General features: G+C 61.6%; 23 protein-coding genes, 1 tRNA gene and 1 pseudogene. 11 read left to right on the top strand and 14 right to left on the bottom strand.

The window, feature by feature from the left end:
- Positions 1-79: 79 nt before the first annotated feature.
- The 4 genes from NVV77_RS11505 to NVV77_RS11490 all read left to right on the top strand — a co-directional run bounded on the left by NVV77_RS11505 (position 80) and on the right by NVV77_RS11490 (position 2,867).
- Entirely contained in the window at positions 80-763 is a 684-nt protein-coding gene (locus NVV77_RS11505; RefSeq protein WP_295413207.1) for a YggS family pyridoxal phosphate-dependent enzyme, read from the top strand.
- Between the two features lie 128 nt (positions 764-891).
- A complete protein-coding gene (locus NVV77_RS11500) occupies positions 892-1,575 on the top strand; it encodes a response regulator transcription factor (protein WP_295413204.1) in 684 nt (227 codons plus the stop codon).
- A 113-nt stretch (positions 1,576-1,688) separates the two neighbouring features.
- Positions 1,689-2,141 (top strand): Crp/Fnr family transcriptional regulator, encoded by a 453-nt coding sequence (locus NVV77_RS11495; RefSeq protein WP_295413201.1) that lies wholly within the window; start codon positions 1,689-1,691, stop codon positions 2,139-2,141.
- Positions 2,142-2,324: 183 nt separating this feature from the next.
- On the top strand, positions 2,325-2,867 hold the full coding sequence (locus NVV77_RS11490; RefSeq protein ID WP_295413197.1) for a DUF930 domain-containing protein: 543 nt from the start codon (positions 2,325-2,327) through the stop codon (positions 2,865-2,867).
- Between the two features lie 2 nt (positions 2,868-2,869).
- On the opposite strand, the gene NVV77_RS11485 is transcribed toward NVV77_RS11490, so the two are convergent.
- From NVV77_RS11485 to rimM, 4 genes and pseudogenes are all read right to left on the bottom strand, one after another.
- Entirely contained in the window at positions 2,870-3,682 is an 813-nt protein-coding gene (locus NVV77_RS11485; RefSeq protein ID WP_295413194.1) for an exodeoxyribonuclease III, read from the bottom strand.
- Positions 3,683-3,860: 178 nt separating this feature from the next.
- Entirely contained in the window at positions 3,861-4,412 is a 552-nt protein-coding gene (gene rplS, locus NVV77_RS11480; protein ID WP_295413191.1) for a 50S ribosomal protein L19, read from the bottom strand.
- Positions 4,413-4,607: 195 nt separating this feature from the next.
- Positions 4,608-5,289: pseudogene (trmD, locus tag NVV77_RS11475) on the bottom strand (tRNA (guanosine(37)-N1)-methyltransferase TrmD).
- A gap of 14 nt (positions 5,290-5,303) precedes the next feature.
- Positions 5,304-5,840, bottom strand: a complete 537-nt coding sequence (gene rimM, locus NVV77_RS11470; protein WP_295413188.1) for a ribosome maturation factor RimM — start codon at positions 5,838-5,840, stop codon at positions 5,304-5,306.
- A 139-nt stretch (positions 5,841-5,979) separates the two neighbouring features.
- Between rimM and NVV77_RS11465 the strand changes: the two genes are divergently transcribed.
- Positions 5,980-6,279: a hypothetical protein gene (locus NVV77_RS11465; RefSeq protein ID WP_295413185.1), complete on the top strand. Its 300-nt coding sequence runs from the start codon at positions 5,980-5,982 to the stop codon at positions 6,277-6,279.
- 102 nt (positions 6,280-6,381) lie between these two features.
- Here the strand turns inward: NVV77_RS11465 and NVV77_RS11460 are convergent, their stop codons facing one another.
- From NVV77_RS11460 to tsaD, 4 genes are read right to left on the bottom strand one after another with little or no spacing between them, the layout of a single operon-like run.
- Positions 6,382-6,816: an EVE domain-containing protein gene (locus tag NVV77_RS11460; RefSeq protein WP_295413183.1), complete on the bottom strand. Its 435-nt coding sequence runs from the start codon at positions 6,814-6,816 to the stop codon at positions 6,382-6,384.
- A 5-nt stretch (positions 6,817-6,821) separates the two neighbouring features.
- On the bottom strand, positions 6,822-7,115 hold the full coding sequence (locus tag NVV77_RS11455) for a YciI family protein (RefSeq protein ID WP_295413180.1): 294 nt from the start codon (positions 7,113-7,115) through the stop codon (positions 6,822-6,824).
- Positions 7,116-7,119: 4 nt separating this feature from the next.
- Positions 7,120-8,106 (bottom strand): NAD(P)H-dependent glycerol-3-phosphate dehydrogenase, encoded by a 987-nt coding sequence (locus NVV77_RS11450; protein WP_295413177.1) that lies wholly within the window; start codon positions 8,104-8,106, stop codon positions 7,120-7,122.
- The gene (gene tsaD / locus NVV77_RS11445; RefSeq protein ID WP_295414439.1) at positions 8,096-9,154 is read right to left on the bottom strand and encodes a tRNA (adenosine(37)-N6)-threonylcarbamoyltransferase complex transferase subunit TsaD; all 1,059 of its coding nucleotides are present in this window, start codon (positions 9,152-9,154) and stop codon (positions 8,096-8,098) included. The genes NVV77_RS11450 and tsaD overlap by 11 nt, the downstream gene beginning before the upstream one ends.
- 98 nt (positions 9,155-9,252) lie before the next feature.
- Between tsaD and hemC the strand changes: the two genes are divergently transcribed.
- From hemC to NVV77_RS11420, 5 genes are all read left to right on the top strand, one after another.
- Entirely contained in the window at positions 9,253-10,191 is a 939-nt protein-coding gene (hemC, locus tag NVV77_RS11440) for a hydroxymethylbilane synthase (RefSeq protein WP_295413174.1), read from the top strand.
- 5 nt (positions 10,192-10,196) lie between these two features.
- Positions 10,197-10,928 carry a uroporphyrinogen-III synthase gene (locus tag NVV77_RS11435; protein WP_295413171.1) on the top strand — a complete coding sequence of 244 codons (732 nt, stop codon included), beginning with the start codon at positions 10,197-10,199 and terminating at the stop codon, positions 10,926-10,928.
- Positions 10,929-10,952: 24 nt separating this feature from the next.
- Positions 10,953-12,221: a hypothetical protein gene (locus NVV77_RS11430; RefSeq protein ID WP_295413168.1), complete on the top strand. Its 1,269-nt coding sequence runs from the start codon at positions 10,953-10,955 to the stop codon at positions 12,219-12,221.
- Positions 12,218-13,603, top strand: a complete 1,386-nt coding sequence (locus NVV77_RS11425; RefSeq protein ID WP_295413165.1) for a heme biosynthesis HemY N-terminal domain-containing protein — start codon at positions 12,218-12,220, stop codon at positions 13,601-13,603. Before NVV77_RS11430 ends, NVV77_RS11425 begins: the two co-directional genes overlap by 4 nt.
- A 36-nt stretch (positions 13,604-13,639) precedes the next feature.
- A tRNA-Thr gene (locus NVV77_RS11420) sits at positions 13,640-13,715 on the top strand.
- Positions 13,716-13,734: 19 nt separating this feature from the next.
- Here NVV77_RS11420 and NVV77_RS11415 read toward each other — a convergent pair.
- Positions 13,735-14,514 carry an acetyltransferase gene (locus NVV77_RS11415; RefSeq protein ID WP_295413162.1) on the bottom strand — a complete coding sequence of 260 codons (780 nt, stop codon included), beginning with the start codon at positions 14,512-14,514 and terminating at the stop codon, positions 13,735-13,737.
- Positions 14,515-14,622: 108 nt separating this feature from the next.
- Positions 14,623-16,929, bottom strand: coding sequence for an EAL domain-containing protein (locus NVV77_RS11410; RefSeq protein WP_295413161.1), 2,307 nt, complete (start codon positions 16,927-16,929; stop codon positions 14,623-14,625).
- Between the two features lie 315 nt (positions 16,930-17,244).
- Here NVV77_RS11410 and NVV77_RS11405 point away from each other — a divergent pair, with 315 nt between their 5' ends.
- Positions 17,245-17,532, top strand: coding sequence for a 4a-hydroxytetrahydrobiopterin dehydratase (locus NVV77_RS11405; RefSeq protein ID WP_295413158.1), 288 nt, complete (start codon positions 17,245-17,247; stop codon positions 17,530-17,532).
- An 8-nt stretch (positions 17,533-17,540) separates the two neighbouring features.
- On the opposite strand, the gene NVV77_RS11400 is transcribed toward NVV77_RS11405, so the two are convergent.
- From NVV77_RS11400 to NVV77_RS11385, 4 genes are read right to left on the bottom strand one after another with little or no spacing between them, the layout of a single operon-like run.
- Positions 17,541-19,109: an OB-fold nucleic acid binding domain-containing protein gene (locus NVV77_RS11400; protein WP_295413156.1), complete on the bottom strand. Its 1,569-nt coding sequence runs from the start codon at positions 19,107-19,109 to the stop codon at positions 17,541-17,543.
- Positions 19,094-21,010 carry a PHP domain-containing protein gene (locus NVV77_RS11395; protein WP_295413154.1) on the bottom strand — a complete coding sequence of 639 codons (1,917 nt, stop codon included), beginning with the start codon at positions 21,008-21,010 and terminating at the stop codon, positions 19,094-19,096. The genes NVV77_RS11400 and NVV77_RS11395 overlap by 16 nt, the downstream gene beginning before the upstream one ends.
- Positions 21,007-22,677 carry a DNA polymerase Y family protein gene (locus tag NVV77_RS11390; protein WP_295413153.1) on the bottom strand — a complete coding sequence of 557 codons (1,671 nt, stop codon included), beginning with the start codon at positions 22,675-22,677 and terminating at the stop codon, positions 21,007-21,009. Before NVV77_RS11390 ends, NVV77_RS11395 begins: the two co-directional genes overlap by 4 nt.
- On the bottom strand, positions 22,562-23,482 hold the full coding sequence (locus NVV77_RS11385; RefSeq protein ID WP_295413150.1) for a hypothetical protein: 921 nt from the start codon (positions 23,480-23,482) through the stop codon (positions 22,562-22,564). Before NVV77_RS11385 ends, NVV77_RS11390 begins: the two co-directional genes overlap by 116 nt.
- Positions 23,483-23,607: the final 125 nt, after the last annotated feature.

Here is a 23,607-nt window from a genome sequence, read left to right as displayed (position 1 = left end):
GCTTGCGCTTTTGGGGGATTTTGGCTACCGGACCATCACCAGAAATCCCCCTCAAGGTCAACAGAAACGGGGCCTTCTCATGGCCGATCGCGTCAATGGCGCTCGCGCAGCGCTCGACTACATCACAACCCGCATGGAAAAGGCGCGGCGCCGCTTCGGCACGCCGCCTGAAAGCGTCGAACTCATTGCCGTGTCGAAGACTTTTGACGCCGAGGCGGTGCGACCATTTCTGGAGGCGGGGCAGCGCGTCTTTGGCGAGAATCGCGTGCAGGAGGCCAAGGAAAAATGGCCGGGTCTGCGTGAGGCTTTTCCCGATGTGGTGCTCCATCTGATCGGACCGCTGCAGACCAACAAGGCGCGGGAAGCCGTGGCGTTGTTCGATGTCATCGAGACGGTCGATCGTGAGAAACTGGCCGCTGTGCTGGCCGAAGAGATGCAACGCGCCGGAAAGCGCCTGCCCTGCTTCGTGCAGGTCAATATTGGCGGCGAGGAGCAGAAGGTCGGCATTTCCGTGGATGAGGCCGTGGATTTCGTGCGGCGTTGCCGCGAGGTGCATGGGCTCGATATCGTGGGCCTGATGTGCATTCCGCCCGATGGCCAGCCGGCCGGGCCGTACTTTGCGCATCTCGCAGCGCTGGGGAAGCTGGCGGGCGTTGAAAACCTCTCCATGGGCATGAGCGGGGATTTCGAGACCGCCATTGCCATGGGCGCCACCCATGTTCGCGTGGGCTCGGCGCTCTTTGGGCGGCGCACTCAAGTCTGAAGCGCTGCAACTTTTTCCAGGGCCTAGGCGTTACTTTGAGCCGAATAACGTCGATGTGATTGGCGGGCCAAGAACAGGTCGCAATGATGTGATCTTGGTCCGCTGAGTGAAAAAGACCGGAGACTGCAATGAATAAGCGACGCATCCTTGTTGTGGACGACGATGCGGATCTTCGCGAAACCCTGGTCGAACAGCTCAAGAGCCAGCCTGAATTCGACATAGTCGAAGCCGGCACCGCCAATGATGCGCTGAAAGCCCTGCGCGAGAACAATGTCGAGCTGACGATCCTCGATGTCGGCCTGCCCGACATGGATGGTCGCGATGCGGTCAAGCTGATGCGCCAGGAGGGTTTCAAGAGCCCCGTGCTGATGCTGACCGGGCACGACAGCGAAGCCGATGAGATCAAGGGGCTCGATTCGGGCGCCAATGATTATCTCACCAAGCCATTTCGCTTTCCCGTCCTTCTGGCGCGCATCAACGCGGCGCTGCGCCAGCACGACCAAAGCGAGGATGCCGTCTTCACCATCGGCCAGTACAGCTTTCAGCCGGCGGCAAAGCTGCTGGAAAGCAATGACGGCATAAAGGTGCGGCTGACGGACAAGGAAACGTCCATCCTGAAGTACCTATACCGCCAGGGGCCGAAGACGATTACGCGCGACGTGCTGCTCAAAGAAGTCTGGGGCTACAACAACCGCGTGACCACGCATACGCTCGAGACGCACATCTATCGCCTGCGCCAGAAGATCGAGCGCGACCCCTCCAATGCACGGCTTCTGGTGACGGAAGACGGGGGATATCGCCTCGTTCCGTGATGATGCCCGTCAAGGGTGTTCATAAAGTGGAAAAACTGCCCTATAGACAGATGCGTTGACCCGCCGGAAACTTTTCAGCGGGCGGGGCGCATTCGGGTCTGTGGCTGATGAGAATGGACGATGCGGCCGCCATTCTGGGGCGGGCCGATTTCTTCATGATGTGTGACGACGAGCAGCGGCGCATGCTGGGCTTTGCCAGCGATCGCCGCCATGTCGAAGCCGACGAAATCATCTACAAGGCCGGCACGGTGCCCGAGGGCGCCTATGTGCTCATCGAAGGCACGCTCAAGGCGCGCAATGAGGGTGTCGAGGCTGGAAAGCCCTATGCGCTGTCGGAGCCCGGCAGCGTCATTTCGACCATGGCGCTGATTCTCGATAAGCCGCGGCCGGTGACCATCACCGCCGTCACCGATTGCGAATTGCTCTTCGTGCCGCGCACCGCGTTTTTGAAGCTCATTCGGCAATATCCTGAGCTGGCTCAGAAAGCCGCGCAGCGGATCGAGCGGGAGCTGACCGGCTATCTCGGGGCGCTCGACCCGCTCCGGCGGAAGATGAAGAGCAAATAAAACCTCCCAAAATCAGCCGCAAAGCCGGTTCACGCCGACATCATGTGGGGCGCATTTTCTCTTTTCCATTGGCAGAGACAGGGTTCGTTTGCCGGATCGCTGCTGGCACATGGCCTGTTGTTGAGTGCGGTTTTCTGGCTGTCGGTGCCCAAACCGCTGCCCGTGCCACCCTCGCGCGCAATCATGGTCGAGCTCATTTCCGAAGCCGAAATGCCCTCCAGGCCGGTAGATCGGGCCGAAATGGTCTCTGCATCGGGTGTTGAGCGCGAGGCGGTCGCCGAACCGGTCGAGGAATTGGGGCTCCCACAGCCATTGCCCGTACAACAGCAAGCCGATGGCATGGTTGCAGCCACGGATTTTTACGCAGCATCGATTCTCAATGACCCCGCAAACAGCGAGGTGCGGGAGAATTTTCCGCTATTGGCTGATCAGGAACAGATTATCCAGATCTGCAATATCGAGGCGCTGGAGCAATTGCGCGAGGCCGGGCTGGGGGAGCCGCCGGATGCGCTTGTCGGCTATGCCTTCGGGGCGATCGAGGTGAGCGGGCTCGACCTCGTCGCCGATGGCGGCGCGTTCCGCAGCGCTGGCCAATGGCACCACATCCGCTATCGCTGCGCAGTGGCGCCCGATATCCGCAGCGTTGCCGCCTTCGAATATGCGCTGGGTGAGCTGGTGCCGGAAAGTGAGTGGGAAGCTCACTTTCTCAATGCCACCGACGAGTGACGTCAGGGTTTTACGAACCGTGCAATGACCGGCACGTGGTCTGACGGCTTGTCGGTCCAGCCGCGGGCGGGGCGGATGATTTCGGCACCACTGGATTGTTCGGCGACGTCGGCGGTGGCCCAGATGTGGTCGAGGCGGCGGCCCTTGTCGGCCGCATTCCAGTCGGCGCTGCGATAGCTCCACCAGGAATAGAGTTTCTGATCGTAGGGCACGTGCTTGCGTACAACGTCGACCCAGCCATGGCCGCCGCTCAGCAGGCCATTGAGCGCCTCGGTTTCGACCGGCGTGTGGCTGACGATTTTCAGCAGCTGCTTGTGGCTCCAGACGTCGTTCTCGTGCGGGGCGATGTTGAAATCGCCGGCGATGAGATGGCCGCGCTGGAAGACGGGTTCATTGAACCAGGTCTTCAGTTCCGATAGGAACCCCAGCTTGTGCTTGAATTTGGGATTGATCTCCGGATCGGGCTCGTCGCCGCCGGCCGGGATGTAGAAATTGTGCAGCGTGAACGGGCCGTGGCCCATGTCGACCAGCGCCGAGACATGGCGCGATTCCGGAATCTCGCAGAAGACGCGGCTCGATACGTCGGTCAGCGGAAATTTCGAGACGATGGCGACGCCGTGATAGCCCTTTTGGCCGTGCACGGCCATGTGCGGATAGCCGTTCTCGATGAAGGCATTCCGCGGGAACTGGTCATTGGTGCACTTGATCTCCTGCAGCATCAGAACATCGGGCTGATATTGGCGCAGAAAATCGAGCACCATATCGAGGCGCAGGCGAACCGAATTGATGTTCCAGGTGACGACGGAAAGGGTCATGGGGAGATCCGGATTTTTTCCAAGGCTTGGGGCCGAGGCACTTTTAGGACCAAGCCGGGCCGGGGGTAAAGCCGGAAATGGCGGGGCATGACACACTGCTGACGGGAGCTGTCAGGGGCGCCAACAAAAAAGCCCGACCTTGCGGCCGGGCTTTGATCGTTCAAGCTGCGCTAAAAGCTTATTCGCTCTTGGCTTCGCCTTCAGTTGCTGCGGCCTGTTCGGCTGCAGCAGCGGCGGCTGCGGCTTCAGCGTCCTTGGCGGCTTGTTCGGCGGCAAAGGCTTCGGCAGCAGCGATCTTTTCAGCTTCGCGGGCTTCGCGAGCGGCCTGGGCAGCTTCGCGTTCGCCAGCTTCGATCTTGCGGGTACGAGCGTTGGTCGATTCGAAAATACGAGCCGACTTACCGCGACGATCACGCAGGTAGTAGAGCTTGGCGCGACGGACCTTACCGCGCTTGATCACTTCAACTGAAGCGATGTTGGGCGAGTAAAGCGGGAAAACGCGTTCCACGCCTTCGCCGTACGAAATCTTGCGCACGGTGAAGCTTTCGGTGATGCCGCCGCCGGAGCGGGCGATCACCACGCCTTCATAGGCCTGGAGACGTTCCTTGTCGCCTTCGCGAATCTTGACCCACACCTTGACGGTATCGCCATGGGTAAATTCAGGGAGTTCGCGCTTGGCAGCCTGCAGGGCAACCTGCTCGGCATTGAGCTGTTCGATAGTGCTGCTCATTTTCGATCCGTTCTGATCTTTTCTAGGGGCAACTCTGTACGGGCCTTGCGGCCCCGTCGCCCGGTCTTGGTTTTTGACGGAAGGGTAGTCTTTTTGGTCTTGTCGCACGGCCGGGTCCGATCCCGAAGCGCACGAATGGGCGGCTCATAGGAGAAAACGCGCGGAGAGTCCAGCGTTTTGGGTCTTTTGGGACTTTTAGTCCTTCAGCAAATCGGGCCGCCGTACCCTGGTCAGCGCCAGGGGACTGTTCATGCCGCCATTTGGCGATTTTGGCATGGTCACCCGAGGTGAGGACCGCGGGGATATCAGTGCCCTCAAATGTCTGGGGTCGGGTGTAGTGCGGATATTCCAGAAGACCGTTCTCAAAGCTTTCTTCGTCGCGGCTGTCCAGGGCACCGAGAACGCCGGGGATGAGACGCACGACGGCTTCGAGAAGGACCATGGCGGCGACTTCACCACCGGCGAGTACATAGTCGCCTATGGAAATTTCCTCGAGGTTTCGCGAGTCGATGACGCGCTGGTCTACACCCTCAAAACGGCCGCAGACGATGACGGCGCCGGGACCCGTTGCCAGTTCATGGGCGCGGGCCTGGGTGAGGGGTTTTCCGCGGGGGGACATCAGAATGCGTGGGCGCGGATCGCTGGCAGGCGCGATCTCATCGATGGCCTTTGCCAGAATATCGGGCTTTAGCACCATGCCAGCGCCGCCACCCGAGGGGGTGTCGTCGACGGTGCGATGTTTGTCCGTCGCAAAATCCCGCAGATGGGTGGCGCGCAGGGTCCACAACCCATCGGCCATGCCGCGGCCGAGAACGGAAGCGCCGAGCGGCCCCGGAAAGAGATCGGGGAAGAGGGTGATGATATCAGCGGAAAACATTCTTTTGCTTCCGATCAGTCCGGCTCTTCCTCGCCTGGCTCGGCATCGAGCGGCGGGGCGATGACCAAAAAGCCGTCGGCAATGCGGATGGTGGGCACGACGGCCTTGGTGAAGGGATAAAGAAAGGTGTCACCCGAACGCGGATCGCGCACTTCGAGGAGATCGCCGGCGCCATAGTTGAGGAGCGCCGACACTTCGCCGATGCTGACGCCGGTATCGAGCCGAGCGTCGAGACCGATGAGATCGGCGTGATAGAAATCGTCCTCATCATCTGGATCGGGCAGGCGGCTGCGATCGACAAAGAGCGAAACGCCATTGAGCAGCTCGGCCGCATTGCGGTCGCGAACGCCCTTCACCCGGGCCACGAGCACGTTCTTGCTTAGGCGGGCTGTCTCGATGGTGATGGTCAGGCCGGCGCGGTCGGTATCGAGCGGGCCATAGCCGGCGATGGCTTCGGGCTCGCCGGTAAACGTGGTGATGCGGACTTCGCCCTTGATGCCGTGGGCGGCGCCGATCTTGCCCATCAGAATGCGGTTTGCTGGCGCTGCCATTTTCGTCCCTTTTGTTCTTTTGTTCGTTTTGTCCGACGAACAGAAGGGACAATTAGCAGGGTTGCGCCTTGGCGCAAACGGCGGAACCTTGCGCCTCATGGCGCTTTCTTCTCGCAAGGCGATGCCAAGGAGAAGCGTCATGTCCAAAACCCTAACTGACCGCCGCGCCATTCGCGAATGGGTGGAAGCCCGCGGTGGCAATCCCGTGCTCATGGACGTGCCGGATGGCACGGGCATCCGCACTGTGCTGCAGCTCACCTTTGGGCAGGACGCGCTCAATGCCGAGGGCAATGAGGGACCGGACCGGATCGATGGCTTTCAGCTGGTGAGTTGGGAAGAATGGTTCGTGGCGCTGGAAAAGGGACACCTGGCGATCGAGGTGACCGATGATCCCTCGGGTGGCAACGAGGCCGAGTTTACGTTTGTGCCACGGGATTAGGTTTCCTCATCCACGACGCCGAAACAGAGATCCCCGCTTTCGCGGGGATGACATCGTGGTTTCGGATTTTTAGCGTTTCACGTGAATCGCTCTGCCAGGCGCTTACAAGCCACCCATCTTGCACAGCAGCTTCCACTCGGCGTCGCTGACCTTTGAGACCGACAGGCGCGAAAGTTTTACCAGTTCAAGCCCGGACAGCGCTTCTGTAGCCTTGATCTCGGCGAGCGTCACCGGGCGCGGAAACGGTTTGACCGATTGCACGTCGACGCATTCCCACACCACTTCACCCTTGGCGTTGAGGTCGGCCGTCAAATCGGGATGGGCCGGGGCCACCACATGCATGATGCCGACGATCTCCTTGCCGATATTGGAGTGGTAAAAGAAGGCCTGGTCGCCGACCGCCATGGCCTTCATGTTGTTGCGCGCCGCATAATTGCGTACGCCATGCCATTCTTCGACTTCGCCACGGCCGGTCTTGGCGACGAGATCGTCGAAGGAAAACACATCCGGCTCGGATTTCATCAGCCAGTAGGCCATGGGTCCTAAAACTCCGCTGCGGTGTTGTTGATGGCGATGCGCCAGCGCTTGACCTCGTAGCTCGAAAAAACGCCGGCCGGCACGAATGGATCCGCGGCCGCCAGGGCTTCGGCTTCGGCGAGGTTTTCCGCTTCGAAGACCACGATGGAGCCTTCCGGCTGTTCGTCGGCATTGAGCAGCGCGCCGGCAAAGACCAGCTTCTTGCCCAGCGAGTTGAGGTGTTCGAGATGCACCGGGCGGGTATCGAGGCGGGTCTGCAGGGCGCCCGGCGCGTCCTTGGCGATCATGGCATAGAGCATTTTTTCAGTGTTCCCTCTTGAGCGGGCGGGACATCAGCCCCGCAACGATGGTGGCAATATCGGCGCGGCCGGCAACGAATGCATCAACGGCGTGGATGAGCGGGGCATCCACATCGAGACTGGCGGCCAGCGCGGCTGCAACAGGGGCCGTGGCAACGCCTTCGGCGAGCTTGGCGCCACCGGCCAGGATGTCGGCTGTCTTGCGGCCGGCGCCGAGCGCCATGCCGAATTGATAGTTTCGCGATTGCACCGAGGTGCAGGTGAGCGTGAGATCGCCCAGGCCGGCAAGGCCGGTGAGGGTATGGGCCGAGCCGCCAAGCGCGTGCACCATGCGCGCCATTTCGGCATAGCCGCGGGCGATCAGGGCCGAGCGGGCCGAGGCGCCGAGGCTAGCGCCTTCGACGGCGCCGCAGGCGAGGGCATAGACATTTTTCAGTGCGCCGGCGATTTCGACGCCGATCCGGTCATCGGCCGCATAGGGCCGAAAACTGGGGCCGGCGAGGGCAACGGCAAGGTCCGACGTGGAATTGGCATCGTCGCCGGCAAGGGTGACAGCAGTGGGTCGCCCGGCGGCGACATCACCGGCAAAGCTGGGGCCAGAGAGCACGTAGCCGATAGCGTCGGGCGCCATGTCGGCCAGAATTTCGCTCTGGCGCGCGAGGGTGCCGGCCTCGAGGCCCTTGGCAGAAAGGACCACCGGCTTGCCGGCCAGCAGCTGGGGATCGAGCGATGTAAGCAGTGTTCGCGTCGCCTGCGCAGGCACGGCCAGAATAAATATATCGGCCTGTACGGGTTCCACGCTGGCGGTGATGGTTTCCAGCAGGGACTGGCCAGGCAGGGCGGTCTGGTTGATATGGGTGGCGTTGAGCGCATCGGCCTGAGCCTGGTTGCGAAGCACAAGCGTCACACTGCGCCCAGCCATGGCCGCGGCCTGTGCCAGGGCCGTGCCCCAGGCGCCGCCACCCAAAACGGCTACCGTTTCAAGCGCCATGGCTTTTCACCTTCATGTCTTCGTCCTGCAGCGGCCAGCGCGGGCGGGCGGCAATGGCGAGGCTGTCGGTATCATCGAGCGCCAACCGCTCGGCGCCGGCCCAGGCGATCATGGCGCCATTGTCGGTGCAAAGTGCGATGGGCGGCACGATGAGATCGGCGCCGAATTCGGTACAGGGCTTTTGCAGGGCCTCGGCAATGCGGCGATTGGCGGCAACGCCGCCCGCGACGACGAGGCGAATGGGGTCGCCTGGGAATTCTGCCGCAAATTTTTCGAGGGCCTGGCGAGCGCGGAATCCAACAATCTGCGCCACGGTTTCCTGAAAACTTGCGGCGATGTCGGCGACGTCCTGATCGGTCAGCGGGGCCAGCGCCTCGGCCTGTAGGCGCACGGCGGTCTTCAGCCCTGAGAACGAAAAATCGAGACGCTCTTCGCGCAGAAGCGGCTTTGGGAACTTGAAGCGTTTTGGGTCACCCTGCTGGGCAATGCGTTCAACCGCAGGGCCGCCGGGATGACCCAGTGACAGAAGCTTGGCCACCTTATCAAAGGCTTCGCCCAGCGCGTCGTCGATGGTGCCGCCCCAGCGCTCATAGTTGCCGACACCGCGCACCAGCACGAACTGGCTGTGGCCGCCGGAAACGAGCAGCATCAGGTAGGGGAATTTGACGCCGTTGGTCAGCCGCGCGGTAAGAGCATGGCCTTCGAGGTGATTGACGGCGATCAGCGGTTTTTCCAGCGAAGCGGCAAGCGCCTTGGCAGTGGTCAGGCCCACCAGCACGCCTCCGATCAGGCCCGGGCCGGCAGTGGCGGCAACGGCGTCGATGTCATCGAGGCTGATGCCGGCCTCGTCGATTGCCTGCGCGATGATGTGATCGAGCCATTCGACATGGGCGCGGGCGGCCAGTTCCGGCACCACGCCGCCAAAGGCCGCGTGCTCGTCGAGCTGGCTGCGCACCACATTGGAACGAATGGTGCCGTGGCCGGATTGATCCCGCACGACCACGGAGGCGGCGGTTTCGTCGCAGCTAGTCTCGATACCCAGAATGATGGCTTGCGCTTGCCCGGTCACGACGAACTGGTCTACTCCCAAGGGTGAGGCGGCGCGAGGCGCCTTGACGGTTTTCGCTACACTAGGACAGAGCCATAATGCAATCGCCAGCCCCCTTCGCCCGGATCGGAACGCGCGGCAGCCCGCTGGCGCTGGCACAGGCGAAACTGGTCCGGAGCCTGCTTTCATCAGCCCATGGCGTTGGCGAAGACGACATCCATATTGAAGTGTTTTCGACCGGCGGCGACCGCAGTCAGGATGCCAATGTGGCCCTGTCCACCATTGGCGGCAAAGGCGTTTTCACCAAGGAGATCGACGAGGCGCTGCTTTCGGGTCGCGTCGATATTGGCGTTCATTCCAGCAAGGATGTGGCGACAGGCCTGCCCGAGGGCATGGCGCTCGCCGCCTTTCTTGAGCGCGAGGACGTGCGCGACGCTTTTTTATCCCTGAAGGTGGCGGGGATCGATCAGCTGCCCGAGGGCGCGAAATTTGGTACGTCGTCCATTCGCCGGGCGGCGCAGGCGCTGCGGCTGCGGCCTGATCTCAAAATCGTGCCCTTCCGCGGCAATGTGCATACGCGGCTGCAAAAACTGGCTGATGGCGTGGCCGATGCCACATTGCTGGCCATGGCCGGGCTCAACCGGCTGGGCGAGGCGCATCGGGCGACGGCCGTTCTTGATGCCGACAATTTCATGCCCGCGCCGGCCCAGGGGGCCATCGGGCTTGCCGTGCGCAGCGGCGACAAGCGCTTTCTGGACCTGGTGGCGCCGCTTGATCATGCGCAAACCCATGCGCGTATTGCGGCGGAGCGGGCCATGCTGGCCGTGCTCGATGGATCCTGCCGCACCCCGGTCGGGGCTCTTACCCAGGGACAGGGCGGTTCGCTGACCCTCAAGGGCGAAATTTTGAGCCTTGATGGGCAGACGACTTTCCGCGCTGAAGCCAGTGGTGGCGATCCCCAGGCTTTGGGCGAAAAGGTCGGACAGGCTCTGCTCGATCAGGCTGGGCCCGACTGGCTCAAACAGTGGATGGGTTGAAAAACATGCGCATGCTCGTCACCCGCCCGGAGCCCGATGCACAAGCCAGTATCGACCGGCTGGCGGCGCTCGGCATTGAGGCGGTGGCAACACCTCTTCTGACGCGGGCGGCGCTTGATTTCCATCTGCCGGACCTGTCCGGCTTTGCCGCCCTGGCAGTGACCAGTACCAATGCTCTCAGGGCGCTGGAGGACAAGAGCGTGCTCCCGGACCTGCATCACCTGCCGGTCTATGCGGTGGGCGATCGCACGGCGCACGAGGCAAAAAGCCTGGGCTTTAGAGATGTGTTCAGCGCCGGCGGCACATTCGAGCGGCTGACGACCATGCTGGCGCTGGCCCGCATCGAGGGGCCGGTGCTGTATCCGGCCGGGCGGCATCTCAGCGGCGACCTGGCGCAGGCGCTTGCCCCGCATGGGATCATGGTGGTCACCGCGACAGTCTATGACATGGTCGCCGAATCATATTTCCCGAACGGCACGCTGACGGAGCTCGAAAGTGGCGGCCTTGACGCGGTGCTCGTCTATTCCCGGCGAACGGCGGAGATTTTTTGTGCGCTGGTGAGCGAAAAACTCAGCGCGGCAAAAAAGCGCGATCTCGTGCTGTTGTGCCTCTCCGAAAATGTCGCGCAGCCGCTGCTCGGCAGTCACTTTACCCGCGTGCATCTGGCCGACCGGCCGGATGAAGAAGCGATGATGTCCCTGGCGCTGGCTTTTGCCCGCGAGCAATCTGGGTCATGATCGGGCAAGGCAAAAGGAAGGCACATGGCTGATCCCAAGGACAAGGCAAGCGCCGCAACCCCAACCACGCCCGCCGGCAAGTCCGGCGCGGTGAAGCCACCAGTGCTCGAAGGCACGGCGCGCCCGGCCGAATCGGCCAAGCCAAATGCGGCAAAGCCTGAAGCAGAGGCCAAGCCCGAGCCGGCTAAATCGGAACCGGCCAAGACCAGTCCGGCCAGCGCAACGACAAGGCCCGAATCAAAGCCGATCACGCCGCCGCCGGTTACATCAGCCGAATCGGGGGCAGGGACGGCGTGGCTCGCTGGCCTCGTTGGTGGTGTCGTGGGTCTCGGCGCTGCCTATGGGCTGGCGCTGCTGGGCTATTGGCCTGCGGTCGCCCCTGCGCCGCAGCCGGCCGACCCGCGGATATCAACCATTTCGACGGCCGTACCGGAACTTGAAACCGTTACCTCCACCCTGCAGGGCGAGCTGGCGCGGCTGACCGCGCGGGTCGCCGGGCTCGAAACCAATCCTGAAGCGTCCGCCCCGGCGGGCGATTCGACGGCATCGAATCAGCTGGCAGGTGATCTTGCCGCGCTTAGCGCCCGGGTCGATGAGCTCACCACAGCGCCGCAGACCGCCGGTGAAACGGCCGCGCAAAATGCTGCCGCCATTGCCGCGCTCGAAACCGAACTCGCTGCGCTGCGTCAGGCTTCCGCCCAGACCCAGACCGATCTCGATGGTGTCACCGCCAAGGTCGCGACGCTCGAAACCGATTTTTCCGAGGGTACTGCAATCGAAGCGGGGCAGGTGCGCCTGCCGCTCATCGTTTCCGGCTTCGAAACGGCTTTTGCCACCGGCTCGGCTTATGATGCGGAAATTGCCGCCCTCCGGCAGGCGCTGCCCAATCTTGCCGTGCCCGATGCCGTGCTCGCCAATGCCATGACCGGGCTCAAGCGCCCCGATCTCATTGCCCGCGATCTTAATGCCGTGCTGCCCGATGTTTTGGCCGGCAGGCCGGTCGAGGCCGATGCCGGCTGGCAGGAAGCAACGTCGGACTGGTTCCGCGGCATCATAGCGCTGCGCCCCACGGAGGCGGTGGAGGGCGATGGGCCAGAGGCTGTGGTTGCGCGGCTCGAAGGCGCCATTGGGCGCGGCGATTTTGTTGCGGCAAAGACCGAACTCGACGCCCTGCCACCCTCCATGCGAACCGCCACCGGCGCTGTGGCCGACGAAATCGACAAGCAGGCCGCGGCCCAGACCTTCCTTGCAACGCTGCGCCAAGCGGCGCTGGCCGGAGGAAACGGCGCATGATCCGTCTCGCCCTCTGGATCGTCGGTTCACTCGTCGTTGCGGCGCTCGCCGCGTGGTTGATGGCTCTGCCGGGCACGCTGACGTTGGAATTGGCCGGCTATCGCATGCAGCCGCGTCTCGGCACGGCGGTGGTGCTCTTGCTGCTTGCTGCTGCGCTCATCATCCTCGTTTGGGCCGTGCTGCGCCGCATTTTTGGGGCGCCGCGCGCCATGGCCCGGCGTCGCGCCCTGCGTCGTCGCGAACAAGGTGTCGAAGCCCTGTCCGATGCCGTCATTGCCCTGCAATCGGGCGATCCGGCGCGGGCGCGTCTTCTTGCCCGCGAGGCACAAGCCCGGCTGCCCGAAAACAGCGCGGCAAAATTGCTCGAAGCCCGCGCCGATCTTGCAGTGGGCGATATGCCGGCGGCCCGCGAGCACTATCGGGCGCTGATCGCCAGCGACAAGACCGCGCTGGCGGCGTTGACGGGTCTTTATGATCAGGCCCGGACCCAGCAACGTCCGGAAGCGGCGCTGACCTTTGCCCGCAAGGCGCTGAGTCTGGCGCCCGACAGCTCCTGGGCCTCTGAAGCCGTGTTCGACGATCTGGTGCGGCGCGGTCACTGGGCCGAGGCTGTGGCCATGGTCAATGCCGAAGTGCCGCCGGGCCGCGAAGGCCGCGCCAAGAAACGCCGCCGTCAGGCGGTCATTGAAACGGCGCGCGCGAGGGAAGCCGAAACCAGCCAGCCGCTGGTGGCGCTCGAACATGCGCTGACGGCATTAAAACTCCTGCCCGATTTCGTGCCCGCAGCGCTCATTGCAGCACGCGTCCATATCAACCAGGGCGAGAGCCGCAAGGCGATGAGCCTCTTGCGTCGTATCTGGCGGGCGACCGGGCACCCCGATGTCGCCGCGCTATATGGCCACGCTCAGCCCGGCGCTTCGGCGGTGGAGCGTTTGAAGCGCATGCGCGAGATCGTCGATACGCCGCCTGAACACCGTGCGGCCGCCATGGCGCTCGCCCGTGCTGCCATCGACGCCTATGACTGGCCACTGGCTCGGGACGTACTGCTGCCCTATGCCGGGCCCGATCTCACCGAGGGCGTCGCGAGTCTCATGGCCGAAATCGAAGCCGGCGAAACCGGCGATCAGGGCAAGGCGCGCGAATGGCTGGCCCGGGGTCTGCGTGCCGCGCGCGATCCGGCCTGGACAGCCGATGGGCTCGTCAGTGCAGAGTGGGAGCCGATTTCGCCCGTCACCGGCAAGCTCGACGCTTTTGAATGGAAAGTGCCTGTGACCAGCAATGCGCGGCCCCTGCCGCTGCCGGTGGCCTCGGGTGAGCCGGCTGAAGATTTCCCCAAGCCTGCGCCGGTCTTGCCTCTTGCGCCCGCGGAAAACCAACAGTAAAAGACCGCCATCCGTTCGGGCCATGGCCCGCCCGGCGCCGCTTTAGCTCAGTTGGTAGAGCACATCATTCGTAATGATGGGGTCAGGTGTTCGAGTCACCTAAGCGGCACCACTTCCCTTTCCCATTCCGGTCAGAGTTGCTCCGCCATTTCTGCGCGCGCGCTTTCATAGGCGTGGCGGGCCGAGGCGCGGATGCGCAGATGCGTGCCCTGCTTCACCGTCTGGGTGAAGAGTTGCTCGCGCTCGTGGCTGGTCGACAAGAAGAACGGAAAACGCTGGGCGACGCGCGTGCGGATGTTTTCGACCGGGGCGCCGAAGAGGGCCACCGGGAAATGAAGGCCCGGATAGGTCCTCACATCGCTCATGATTTCAGAACCGAAGACGCGCTTGTAAAAGGGCCCATGCTCGGGACGCACCAACGCAAGGCATAGGTCGGCATTGAAATGCACCGAGGCCATGGCGGCAACGCGCAGCGTCAGAAAAGGCAGGGCCGGATAGGCCAGTGACGCCTCGCGATCGGCCGTGAAACGGCTGGGATCGATGAAGGTTTTTCCGGCATCCACCATCGGGGCCAGGATATCGGGACACACTTTCATGCTGGGTGAGCGGCGGTGCTCGGCAGTCAGGTGGTGCAGGCGAATGGAGCTGACCAGTTCGCCCTTGATATAGATGCCAAAGCTCATGGCATTGGGCGTTTCATCGAGATCGTCGATGCAGATTTCCTCTGCATTGTGATCCATGAAACCCTCACGCACATAGGCGCGATAGCGCAATTTGTAGATGGGATCGTCGATGACGCTGGCATCGACCCGTGCATAGCTGACGTCGTCGAGCACGTCGATCAGCGCCGCCGAAAAGCGCGAGGGTTCGCCGGCGCGGGCTGCAGCCGCGCTGTCTTTGTCGATAGCCATGCTGATCTGTCCGCCGCCCAAAATTGCCGTCGCGGGGACGTTAACGATCTATTAACCCTGACAAAAGTTGACATTGCCGACGTGGTTAATTTGCCGGTTTTGCACCCACTAGGTCGAGGAGACCAAGCGCAGCGGCACCGTGTTTTGACGGTAAATCTGCTGTTCGAGCAGGCGCGAGATCGCATCAAAACTCATGGGCGCGCCATAAAGGAACCCCTGGATGAGGTCGGCCCGCGTGTGATTGGTGACGAAGTTGAGCTGAACCTCGGTTTCGACGCCTTCGATCGTGGTCACGAGGTCAAGGTCCTTGCCGATCTGCACCACATTGGTGAGCAGTTTTAGGGCATGTTCGTCGGTTTCGATGCCGGTGAGGAAGGAGCGGTCGATCTTGAGTTTTGTAAAGGGCAGGGCGCTGAGATAGCTCAGCGAAGAATAGCCCGTGCCAAAATCGTCGAGCGCCACGCCGACCCCCTGCTTGCACAGTTTCAGGAGAGCGGCGGCGGCGGCATCGCGCTCTTCGATGACGGTGGTTTCGGTCACTTCGATTTCGAGCCGCGCGGCCGGGAGCCCGCTTTCCTCGAGCGCGCGACTGACCATGTCTTCCACATCGGTGGCGCGGAAATCATGCGCCGAGATATTGACCGCGACATGGGTGCTTCCGGGCCAGGTGTGGCAGTCGCGCGTGGCCTTTGCGAGCACGAAACGCGTCAGATCGGTGATCATGCCGGTTTCTTCGGCGATCGGAATGAAAGTGGCCGGCGAGATCGCGCCAAAAGTCTCGTGATCCCAGCGCGCCAGGGCCTCGCAGCCGACGATGCGGTTTTCGCGCGGGTCGACCACGGGCTGATAGGCAAGGTGCAGTTTGCCTTCGGCAATGGCGGTCTTGAGGTCGGTCTTGAGCTGTTGGCGGAACTGGTACTCGGTATCCATGCGGGTATGGAACTGCATGATGCGGTTCTTGCCGCCCGATTTGGCCGCGTTGAGCGCCAGATCGGCCTTGATCATCAATTGCTCGAAGTCATTGTTGCGGTCCGGGGACGAGACGAGGCCAACACTGACATCAATGTCGAGCCGGCGATTGGGCAGTTGATAGGCCTGGTGCATGCTGGCGATCAAGCGCTCGGCATCGGCTTCGATGCCCGCCGGTCCTGCGGATGAGACATAGAAGGCGATGAATTCGTCGCCGCCCAGGCGTCCGATAATGGCATTTGCGGGCAGGGCGCCGGGCAGGCGCTGGCCGAGCTCGTGCAGCAATTGATCGCCGGCAAGATGGCCGAGCGTATCGTTGATATGCTTGAAGTCGTCGATATCGAGGATCAGCAGCGCCATATCGCCCGCCTCGAACGTATCGAGTCGCGCTTCGAGCGCCTTTTCCACCAGTTCGGCGAAATAGGCGCGGTTGGGCAGGCCCGTCAGCGCGTCATAGCGCGCCATGTAGCTGATGCGCTCTTCGGCCGCGATGCGATCGGAAATGTCTTCGAAGAGCAGGACCGACTTGGTGTCGCGCGAGGAAATCGAGGCTTCGAAATACTGCCCCGCAGCACTGGAGATCAGCACCTTGCCGCTCGATCTTGTTTCGATCAGCAGCTCGATGCGCCGGGTGGCGGCCTGCGGCACGGCGCCGGTGGCCAGGGCGTGTTCAAACAGCTCATAAAGCGGGCGCCCGATCCAGTCGGTGGGATTGTCGATGCCGAAGGCCATGAGCGCGCTGTCATTGGCTACTTCGATCAGGTGGTTCCGGTCGAGCATAAGCAGGCCATGCGCCATGGTGTCGAGCGCAGCATCAAGCTGGCCGGCCAGCGCCGAGGCCTTGGTGCGGCCATGCACGGCGCGCAGCAGCACGTTTCGCGCATTGCCCGCGATTTTTCGCAGCGACAGGAAGAAGGGCAGCAGCAGCAGCGTGAGAAGGGCATAGTAGATATTGCCCACTAGCAGCAGCCCCAGGCACAGGGGCACGGCGATGAGCAGGACCTGGATGGTCATCAGCCTGTCGATGGCGAAATTGCGCTGCGAGACGCCGACCAGCACGGAAACCGAGACGCTGGCAGCAGTCAGTTCGGCAAAGGCATCGTCGACGACCCAGAAGCTGATCAGGCACCAGACGCCGTAGATCAGCGCGATGGCGGCGGCGCCCAGGGTCGCGCGTCCTTCCCAATAGAGCGCGGCTTCGACATCCTCGTCGCCCAGCACCACATCGTCAAAAGCCTTCATGTCGAGGTGGCGCAGGAAGCCCACGACGATGAACATCACCGCAATGCAGCCAAGCTCGGGCGACTGGGCCTCGAGCGCCGCGACGGAGGCGGCGAGTGCCGAGCCATAGGCGCCAAGCAGCATCGACAGCCGGTCCGCATAAAGCGAGCGGATCATCGACACATAGTCGAGAGGGGGCAGCAATTTATGGGCGGCTTGAAACATGCCGGTCCTGTGAAGAGTTCGGATCTTGGGGTGATCCGCCGCCCCGACTCCGGTCGGTGGCAGTTTGGTGTAGTTCGCCACGTTCGTGGCTTATGGCCGCCCATTCTTGGCGTGGCCGTTCTGGTTGACGTTTGAGTTCAACTCAGGTGCGGTTAAGACCGTCTTGAATGTTGGGCGGAAGTTGAACTTCGTCGCCGCTTTCCCGTTGCCAAGGTGAACCCTTGCTTAATGCGGTTCGCTAAAGCGCGTCGGGATTTTGAGGTATTTCGCCTGTCCCGTTTTTCGCTTTGTTTAACTGAGGTTGAGGAGACCGAGATGGCAGACAAGCTCAAGCCCGAGGATATTGCCGCGGCGCGCAGCAAACTGACCGGCTGGACCATCGAGAACGGCGAGAAGGAGCTGAAGCGATCCTTCAAGTTCAAGGATTTTTCCGAGGCTTTTGGTTTTGTGGCGCGCGTGGCGCTGCTGGCCGAAAAGGCAGGACACCATCCCGACTGGTCCAATAGCTACAACAAGGTCGAGATCGTGCTGTCCACCCATGATGCGGGTGGATTGACGCAGAAGGATGTCGACCTCGCCCAGGGGATCAGCGCCCTGGTCTGATTGCCCCCTCAGTGGAAATTCCGACCCTTTGGCATGGCGCCATAGGCCCGGCGGCGGGCCATTTCCACTTCGCGAATGGCATTGCGGTCGCGGCTCTGCGTGCCCGGCGGGCCGGTTTTGCCCTCATCGGCCCGGGCCACGATCCGGTCGCCAAAATCCTTGCCATGGGAGAGATCGAGCAGGTGCGGGGTCAGGTCGACCATGTCCTCGGCAATGATGTGAATGACGAGGCCCTCTTTCTGCAATTGCCCCCGCACGGCCAGCATGCGGCTGGAAAGCAGCGTTTTTCGCATTTCGTCGTTTTCAAACAGCTTTGGCCAGACGACGATATTGGCGACCCCCGTCTCGTCCTCGAGGGTGACAAAGATGACGCCGCTCGCCGTGCCCGGCCGCTGCCGCACCAGCACAAGGCCGGCCACTTCGATGCGGTGTCCCGGCGTCACGGTGTGCAGATTCGCCGCTCGCGTCGTGCCCCGCTCCATCAGCATGGGCCGCAGGAATTGCACCGGATGGCCCTTTAGCGACAGCGACAGGGTCGCATAGTCATGAATGACCTCTTCGCCCGGCCCCATGAGGGGGAGGCCGGCGGGTTCTTCCTTTGCGGTCGTGACGGGAGCTGATGTCCGGAACAGGGGCAAGGTATCGGCGCCGTGGGCGCCAATGAGCCCTTTCACGGCCCAGAGCGCTTCGCGGCGGTTGATGCCCATGGAAGCAAAGGCATCGGCCCGAGCGAGCTTTTCAAGACTCGCAATTGGTACGCCTGTGCGCAGCCATAGATCGCGGACCGAATTGTACGGTTTTGCGCCTCGTCGGGCGACGATGCGATTGATATCTGCCTCCGGCAGGCCCTCGACAAAGTTGAGGCCGAGCCGGATTGCCTTATTGGAGAGTATGTCGTCCGTCATCTCGGCATGTCGCGCCCAGATGGCATCGCGAACTTTACGGCTACCAGCTTCGAGCACACTTTCGAGGTCTGAAAGATTGACGTCTGCGTCCAGGATTTCGACGCCGTGCTCGATTGCATCGCGCACGATCTGGCTCGGCGCGTAAAAACCCATGGGCTGGGAATTCAGCAGCGCGCAGGCAAAGACATCGGGATAATGGCATTTGAGCCAGCAGGAAGCATAGACGAGAAGAGCAAAACTCGCCGCGTGGCTTTCAGGAAAGCCGTATTCGGCAAAGCCTTCAATTTGAGAGAAGCACTGCTCAGCAAACTCGCGGCTATAGTGCTGGTTTGGATTATTCATCATGCCCTCGATGAATCTGCTCTTGAAAATCGCAATCTTGCCGGTTCGCCGCCAGGCTGCCATGGCGCGCCGGAGTTGGTCGGCTTCACCCGGTGAGAAGCCAGCACCCTTGATAGCCATCTGCATCGCCTGTTCCTGGAACAAGGGAATGCCCTTGGTTTCTTTCAAAACCTCATCGAGCTCGTCCCCGGGTCTGGGCGTCCATTTTTCAGTGCCATCACGGCGTTTCAGATAGGGATGTACCATGCCGCCCTGGATCGGACCGGGCCGCACAATGGCGACCTCGATCACCAGGTCGTAGAAGCGGATCGGCTTCAAACGCGGCAGCATGGACATCTGCGCCCGGCTTTCGATCTGGAAGACTCGATCGTGTCGGCGCGGTGGGTCATGGCATAGACCCGGGATTTATCGAGCGGTCCTTCGCCCACCTCTTCGGCGAGCAAGTCAGTCAATTCATAGTCTTTTTTGTAATGCACATGCAGCAGTTCGAACGCTCGCCGCAGACAAGAGAGCATGCCCAAGGCAAGGATATCGACCTTGAGAATGGCCAAGGCGTCGATGTCATCCTTGTTCCATTCGATAATCGCCCGATTATCCATGGCCGATTGACCGATCGGCACCAGGCTTTCGAGACTATCGCGGGTGATGACGAAGCCGCCGACATGTTGACTGAGATGGCGGGGAAAGCCGCGCAGCACTTTGACGACTTCGAACATCTGGGCCAGCACCGGATCATCGGGGCTAAGGCCGATATTGGCGACGTTTTTCAGATCTAGCGACGAGCCCCAGCCCCAGTGAAGCTGGTTAAAAGCACTGATCGCATCTTCCGATACGCCAAAAACCTTGGCGGTTTCGCGAATGGCGCTTTTGGAGCGATAGGAGATAACGTTGGCCGTCAGCCCTGTCCGCCGGCCACCATATTTCTTGTAAACATACTGCATCACCTCTTCGCGTCGCTCATGCTCGAAATCGACGTCGATATCGGGCGGCTCGTTTCGTTCGGTGGAAATGAAACGGCCAAAGACCAGAGTGTTCTTGGTCGGGTCGACCGATGTAATGCCAAGGCAAAAGCAAACTGAGGAATTGGCTGCCGAACCACGTCCTTGGCACATGATCTTGCGCTCGTTCCGGGCATACATGACGATGTCATGGACGGTCAGAAAGTAAGCAGCGTAACCTTTATAGGCGATCAGGCAGAGTTCTTTCCAGAGATCCTCTTTCAGCTTGTTGCTCAAGCCATCGGGAAAGCGCCAGGCGGCGCCCGCCCAGGTCAGGCGTTCCAGAGTCTGTTGCGCCGTTTCTCCGTTGCCAATCGTTTCTTCGGGATAATTGTACTTGAGCTGATCGAGCGAGAAGGCGATGCGGTTTATAAAAATCTGCGTTTGCGTGATCGCGTCGGGATGTTCGGCGAAAAGCCGAGCCATTTCTGCCGGCGGTTTCAAATGTCGCTCGGCATTGGCGGCGAGACGAAATCCGGCCTGGTTGAGGGTGACGTGTTCTCGAATGCAGGTCACCACATCGAGCACCATGCGCCGGTCCGGCTCATGGTAGGCAACATCATTGCTGGCGATCATCCGGGCCCGGTGTCGCTTGGCCAGGAGATCGACCCGGTTGAGGCGTGCCCGGTCCTCCCCGTCGAAGCGCGGTGTTCCAGCAACCCAGATTCGTCCTGGGGCTTTCCTGCTCAACTGGTCGAGGGTTTCTTCCGTCAGTCCCCAGTCGTTTTCGTTGGGCATGAGGATGAAGAGCTGACCTTGGGAAAAATCTTCGGTCGGACCGTGCTGGCTGTCTGAAACAGGGTCGGCAGAGCCGAAAAGGTCGTCGAGGAATAGTTTGGGATTTCCCTTCTCGCCGCGCTGATTGCCAAGGGTGAGCAGCTTGCAGAGCCGCCCATAGGCAATGCGATCGGTTGGGTAGGCCACGATGTCGGGAGTGCCATCGGCAAAGCAAAGGCGAACCCCGACGAGGTAGCGAAAATTGGGATTGCCGTCAGTCTTGGTGTCCCGGGCTGTGACATAGCCGCGAACCACGCCGGCAAAACTATTGCGATCACAGAGGCCGAGCGCCGTCATGCCTAGATGTATCGCGCCAGACACCAGTTCCTCCGGATGCGATCCGCTGCGCAGGAAAGAAAAATTACTGGTGCTTATCAGTTCGGCAAAAGCAGGCGATTGAGCTGGAAGCTGAGCCTGCAAAGCTTTTTCGCGCGAGAGGGAAACGACATTGCTCATGGGAAAAACCCATGCAGATACCAGGCGGGAGGCAGATCACCGTCATAAAAACCTTGCCGAAAAACCCAGAAACGCCTGCCGTCGGTATCTTCCACCAGGTAGTAGTCACGTGTGCTGGCCTCCGGATCGTGTAGGGGCAGAGCGGCGACATAGGGCGGTTGTTTGGCCTTCTCGCCTGGCTCGAGTTCCTCGGGCTCGACCTCTTCGACAAGTTGTAGTCGTTCGCGCTTGCGCCACCATTCGGCACCGAGGCGTTCAGGGCCGGCGCCCTTGATGAGGCGATAAGGCTGACGTCGCCAAATCATGGAAGCGGGAAGACCATCAGGCACTTCGGCATTGATCCTGACCAATTCCGGCATGGGCAGGAGACGCAGGGGACGTCTGGGTCGCGGGCGGGAAAGCGGAGACTCGGTTTCGGCGACAACGGCCGGTGCCAGGCGCGCCGCCCGTTCGGGAATATGGCTCTCGACAAGCTCGACCTTGAGCACGGCGGTCGGGCCCAGCCGACTCGTAAGTCGATCTGTCAGGCGATCGATATCGGCAGCACCATTCTCTGTTTCAAAAGCGCCGAGTTGGGCTACATCGAGTCGATCGAGCGAGCTTGCAGCCAGGCGCACCATGTCGATACCGAATCCCGGATCGAATTCTTCCACTTCGAACCGCTGTGCACGGTGATGAAAAAGACTGACGATATGCTGGGGATCACGCGTCAGTCGCGCTGCATTGAGCGACAGGGTCATGACCTTGTGGTCGACGCGGTAGAGAAAGAGATGAAACGTCTGAGCGCCGAGCCCATCGCTTTCCAATGCAGCGCAGAGTTTTTGCGCTAATTCCCGGGCCGCCGCCAGAACGTCATCAAGTTGGGAAATCGGTTCGTGAAACCGGCGTTCGACAAAATGTTCCACGATAGGCAGGCGTGGAGTCATCCGTTCTTCGATTTCACCATAAGCCTGATCAAGCCGGATAAGGAATGATGCACCGAAGCGCGCCTGCAGCGGTTTGCGGGGGCGTTGCCGCACCTGCCCGATCGTGAGAAGGCCCATCTGGGTCAGTGCCGCGATCTGGTCCCTGCCCAGACGCAGTGCTGGGATGGGCAGGCTGTCGAGCAAAGTTACTATCGTCTTGGGTGTGACGACCCGGTTTCCGACGAAGTGGCTCACCGCCCATGCTGCCCCGATCGTCGGCGCAATAGCGCCCGAAACGGTATAGCCGACCTGCCGCAAACGACTGATCATCATCGACAGCATGATTTTCTCGCCACCGAAAAGATGGGGCACGCCTGTGATGTCGAGGATGAGATCGCCATAGGGCGTCATGTCGGTCAGGACCGAAACAAGAGGACTGGCATTGGAGTGCCAGTCGGCAAAGCTGGCAAAGGCATTTTCCAGCATGGGACGATCGAGTTCACGTATGGCGAGACGCGGCACGAGCGCACGTGCATCGGCTACACTTTGGCCCACGCGCAGCCCTCTTTTAGCTGCCTCTGCATCGATGGCGGCAAGCTGCAAGCCGCCCTTGATCTTCTCGTAGAGCGCGAGCGGCGTGCTTAGTTCAGACTCGCGCCGCTTGAGATAATCCGTCGGCCAATCGGGTAGGAAAAGCGAAAGGAAGCGTCGGCCGGTGCCGGCTTTTACGTCCGGGCTCAACAGGCAAGGTTGCAAAGCCATTTTCGGTCCATTCCAGTAAAAACTGGGTTTGGCGACCCAGTGCGACCCCTTTTTCCAATTCGAGACTCCAGCGTGGCGCGCCGGGTGCCTGTTCATCGAAGCGTTTTCGGCCCGAGCGATGCGGTGTGAGACACCAGCGCAGATGGGCGGCGCTGGCTTGCCGTTCCGCGCCATAGCGCAGCAGAAACAAGGACGTGCCGCTTTCGGCAGCGCGCAGGCTCAGGCGCCGGCTGGCTGTGAAATCGAGTGGCTCGGGGTCGCCGCCGATATCGGCGACGATTCCGGCGACCGCCCGGCAAGCCAGGGATTCTTCGGCGACCCAAAGGAAGTCCCGCATGTCGCTGACCCGCACGATCACCAATTGTGCCGGATCGAAGCCAAAAGATAAAAGCCCCGGCCCATAGGGTAGGCCGAAGAACTGGCCGTCAGAAGTGAGTTGCAGATAGAGCACTGCCATACGCTTGGGCGTCAGCAGTGTTTTGGCCTGACCCAGGGCAAAACCGAGATTGGCCCCACCATTGCGTACGGCATCGGTGAAGACCTCCTGCAGAAGCCCTCCGGGCAGGCGCGGAAAATTGCCGTCCCTGGCATCAAAGGACTTTGCCCGCACCTCCGCCAGTGCCGGCTTGCGCTCGATATCGGCAATGGTGTCCCGCAGCGCGGTGAGGCGCTGTTGGCGATCCGGGGCTGACATGGTGAAACTGCCTTCTAGAACAAAACATGAACATGTTGACTCCGAATCCCTCGGGAGTCGAGTCCCTTTTGCTGGCCTACCTCGGAATCGGGTGTGGCCTTGCTGCATCATCGGCGGTCAAGAGCGCGTGAGCAGTACTTGCGACCATTGAGCAAAACCAGCTTCTGCCCCAGTCTTTGCCTGCGGCCCTCCCGGCTCATTCAAAACCCGTTTCCTTCACCCCGTCCACGAGGCTG

The organism is Devosia sp. (assembly GCF_024707125.1).
Taxonomy (GTDB): domain Bacteria; phylum Pseudomonadota; class Alphaproteobacteria; order Rhizobiales; family Devosiaceae; genus Devosia.
The sequence above is the reverse complement of the archived record's forward strand: the minus strand, read 5'-3'. Positions and strand labels throughout refer to the sequence as shown.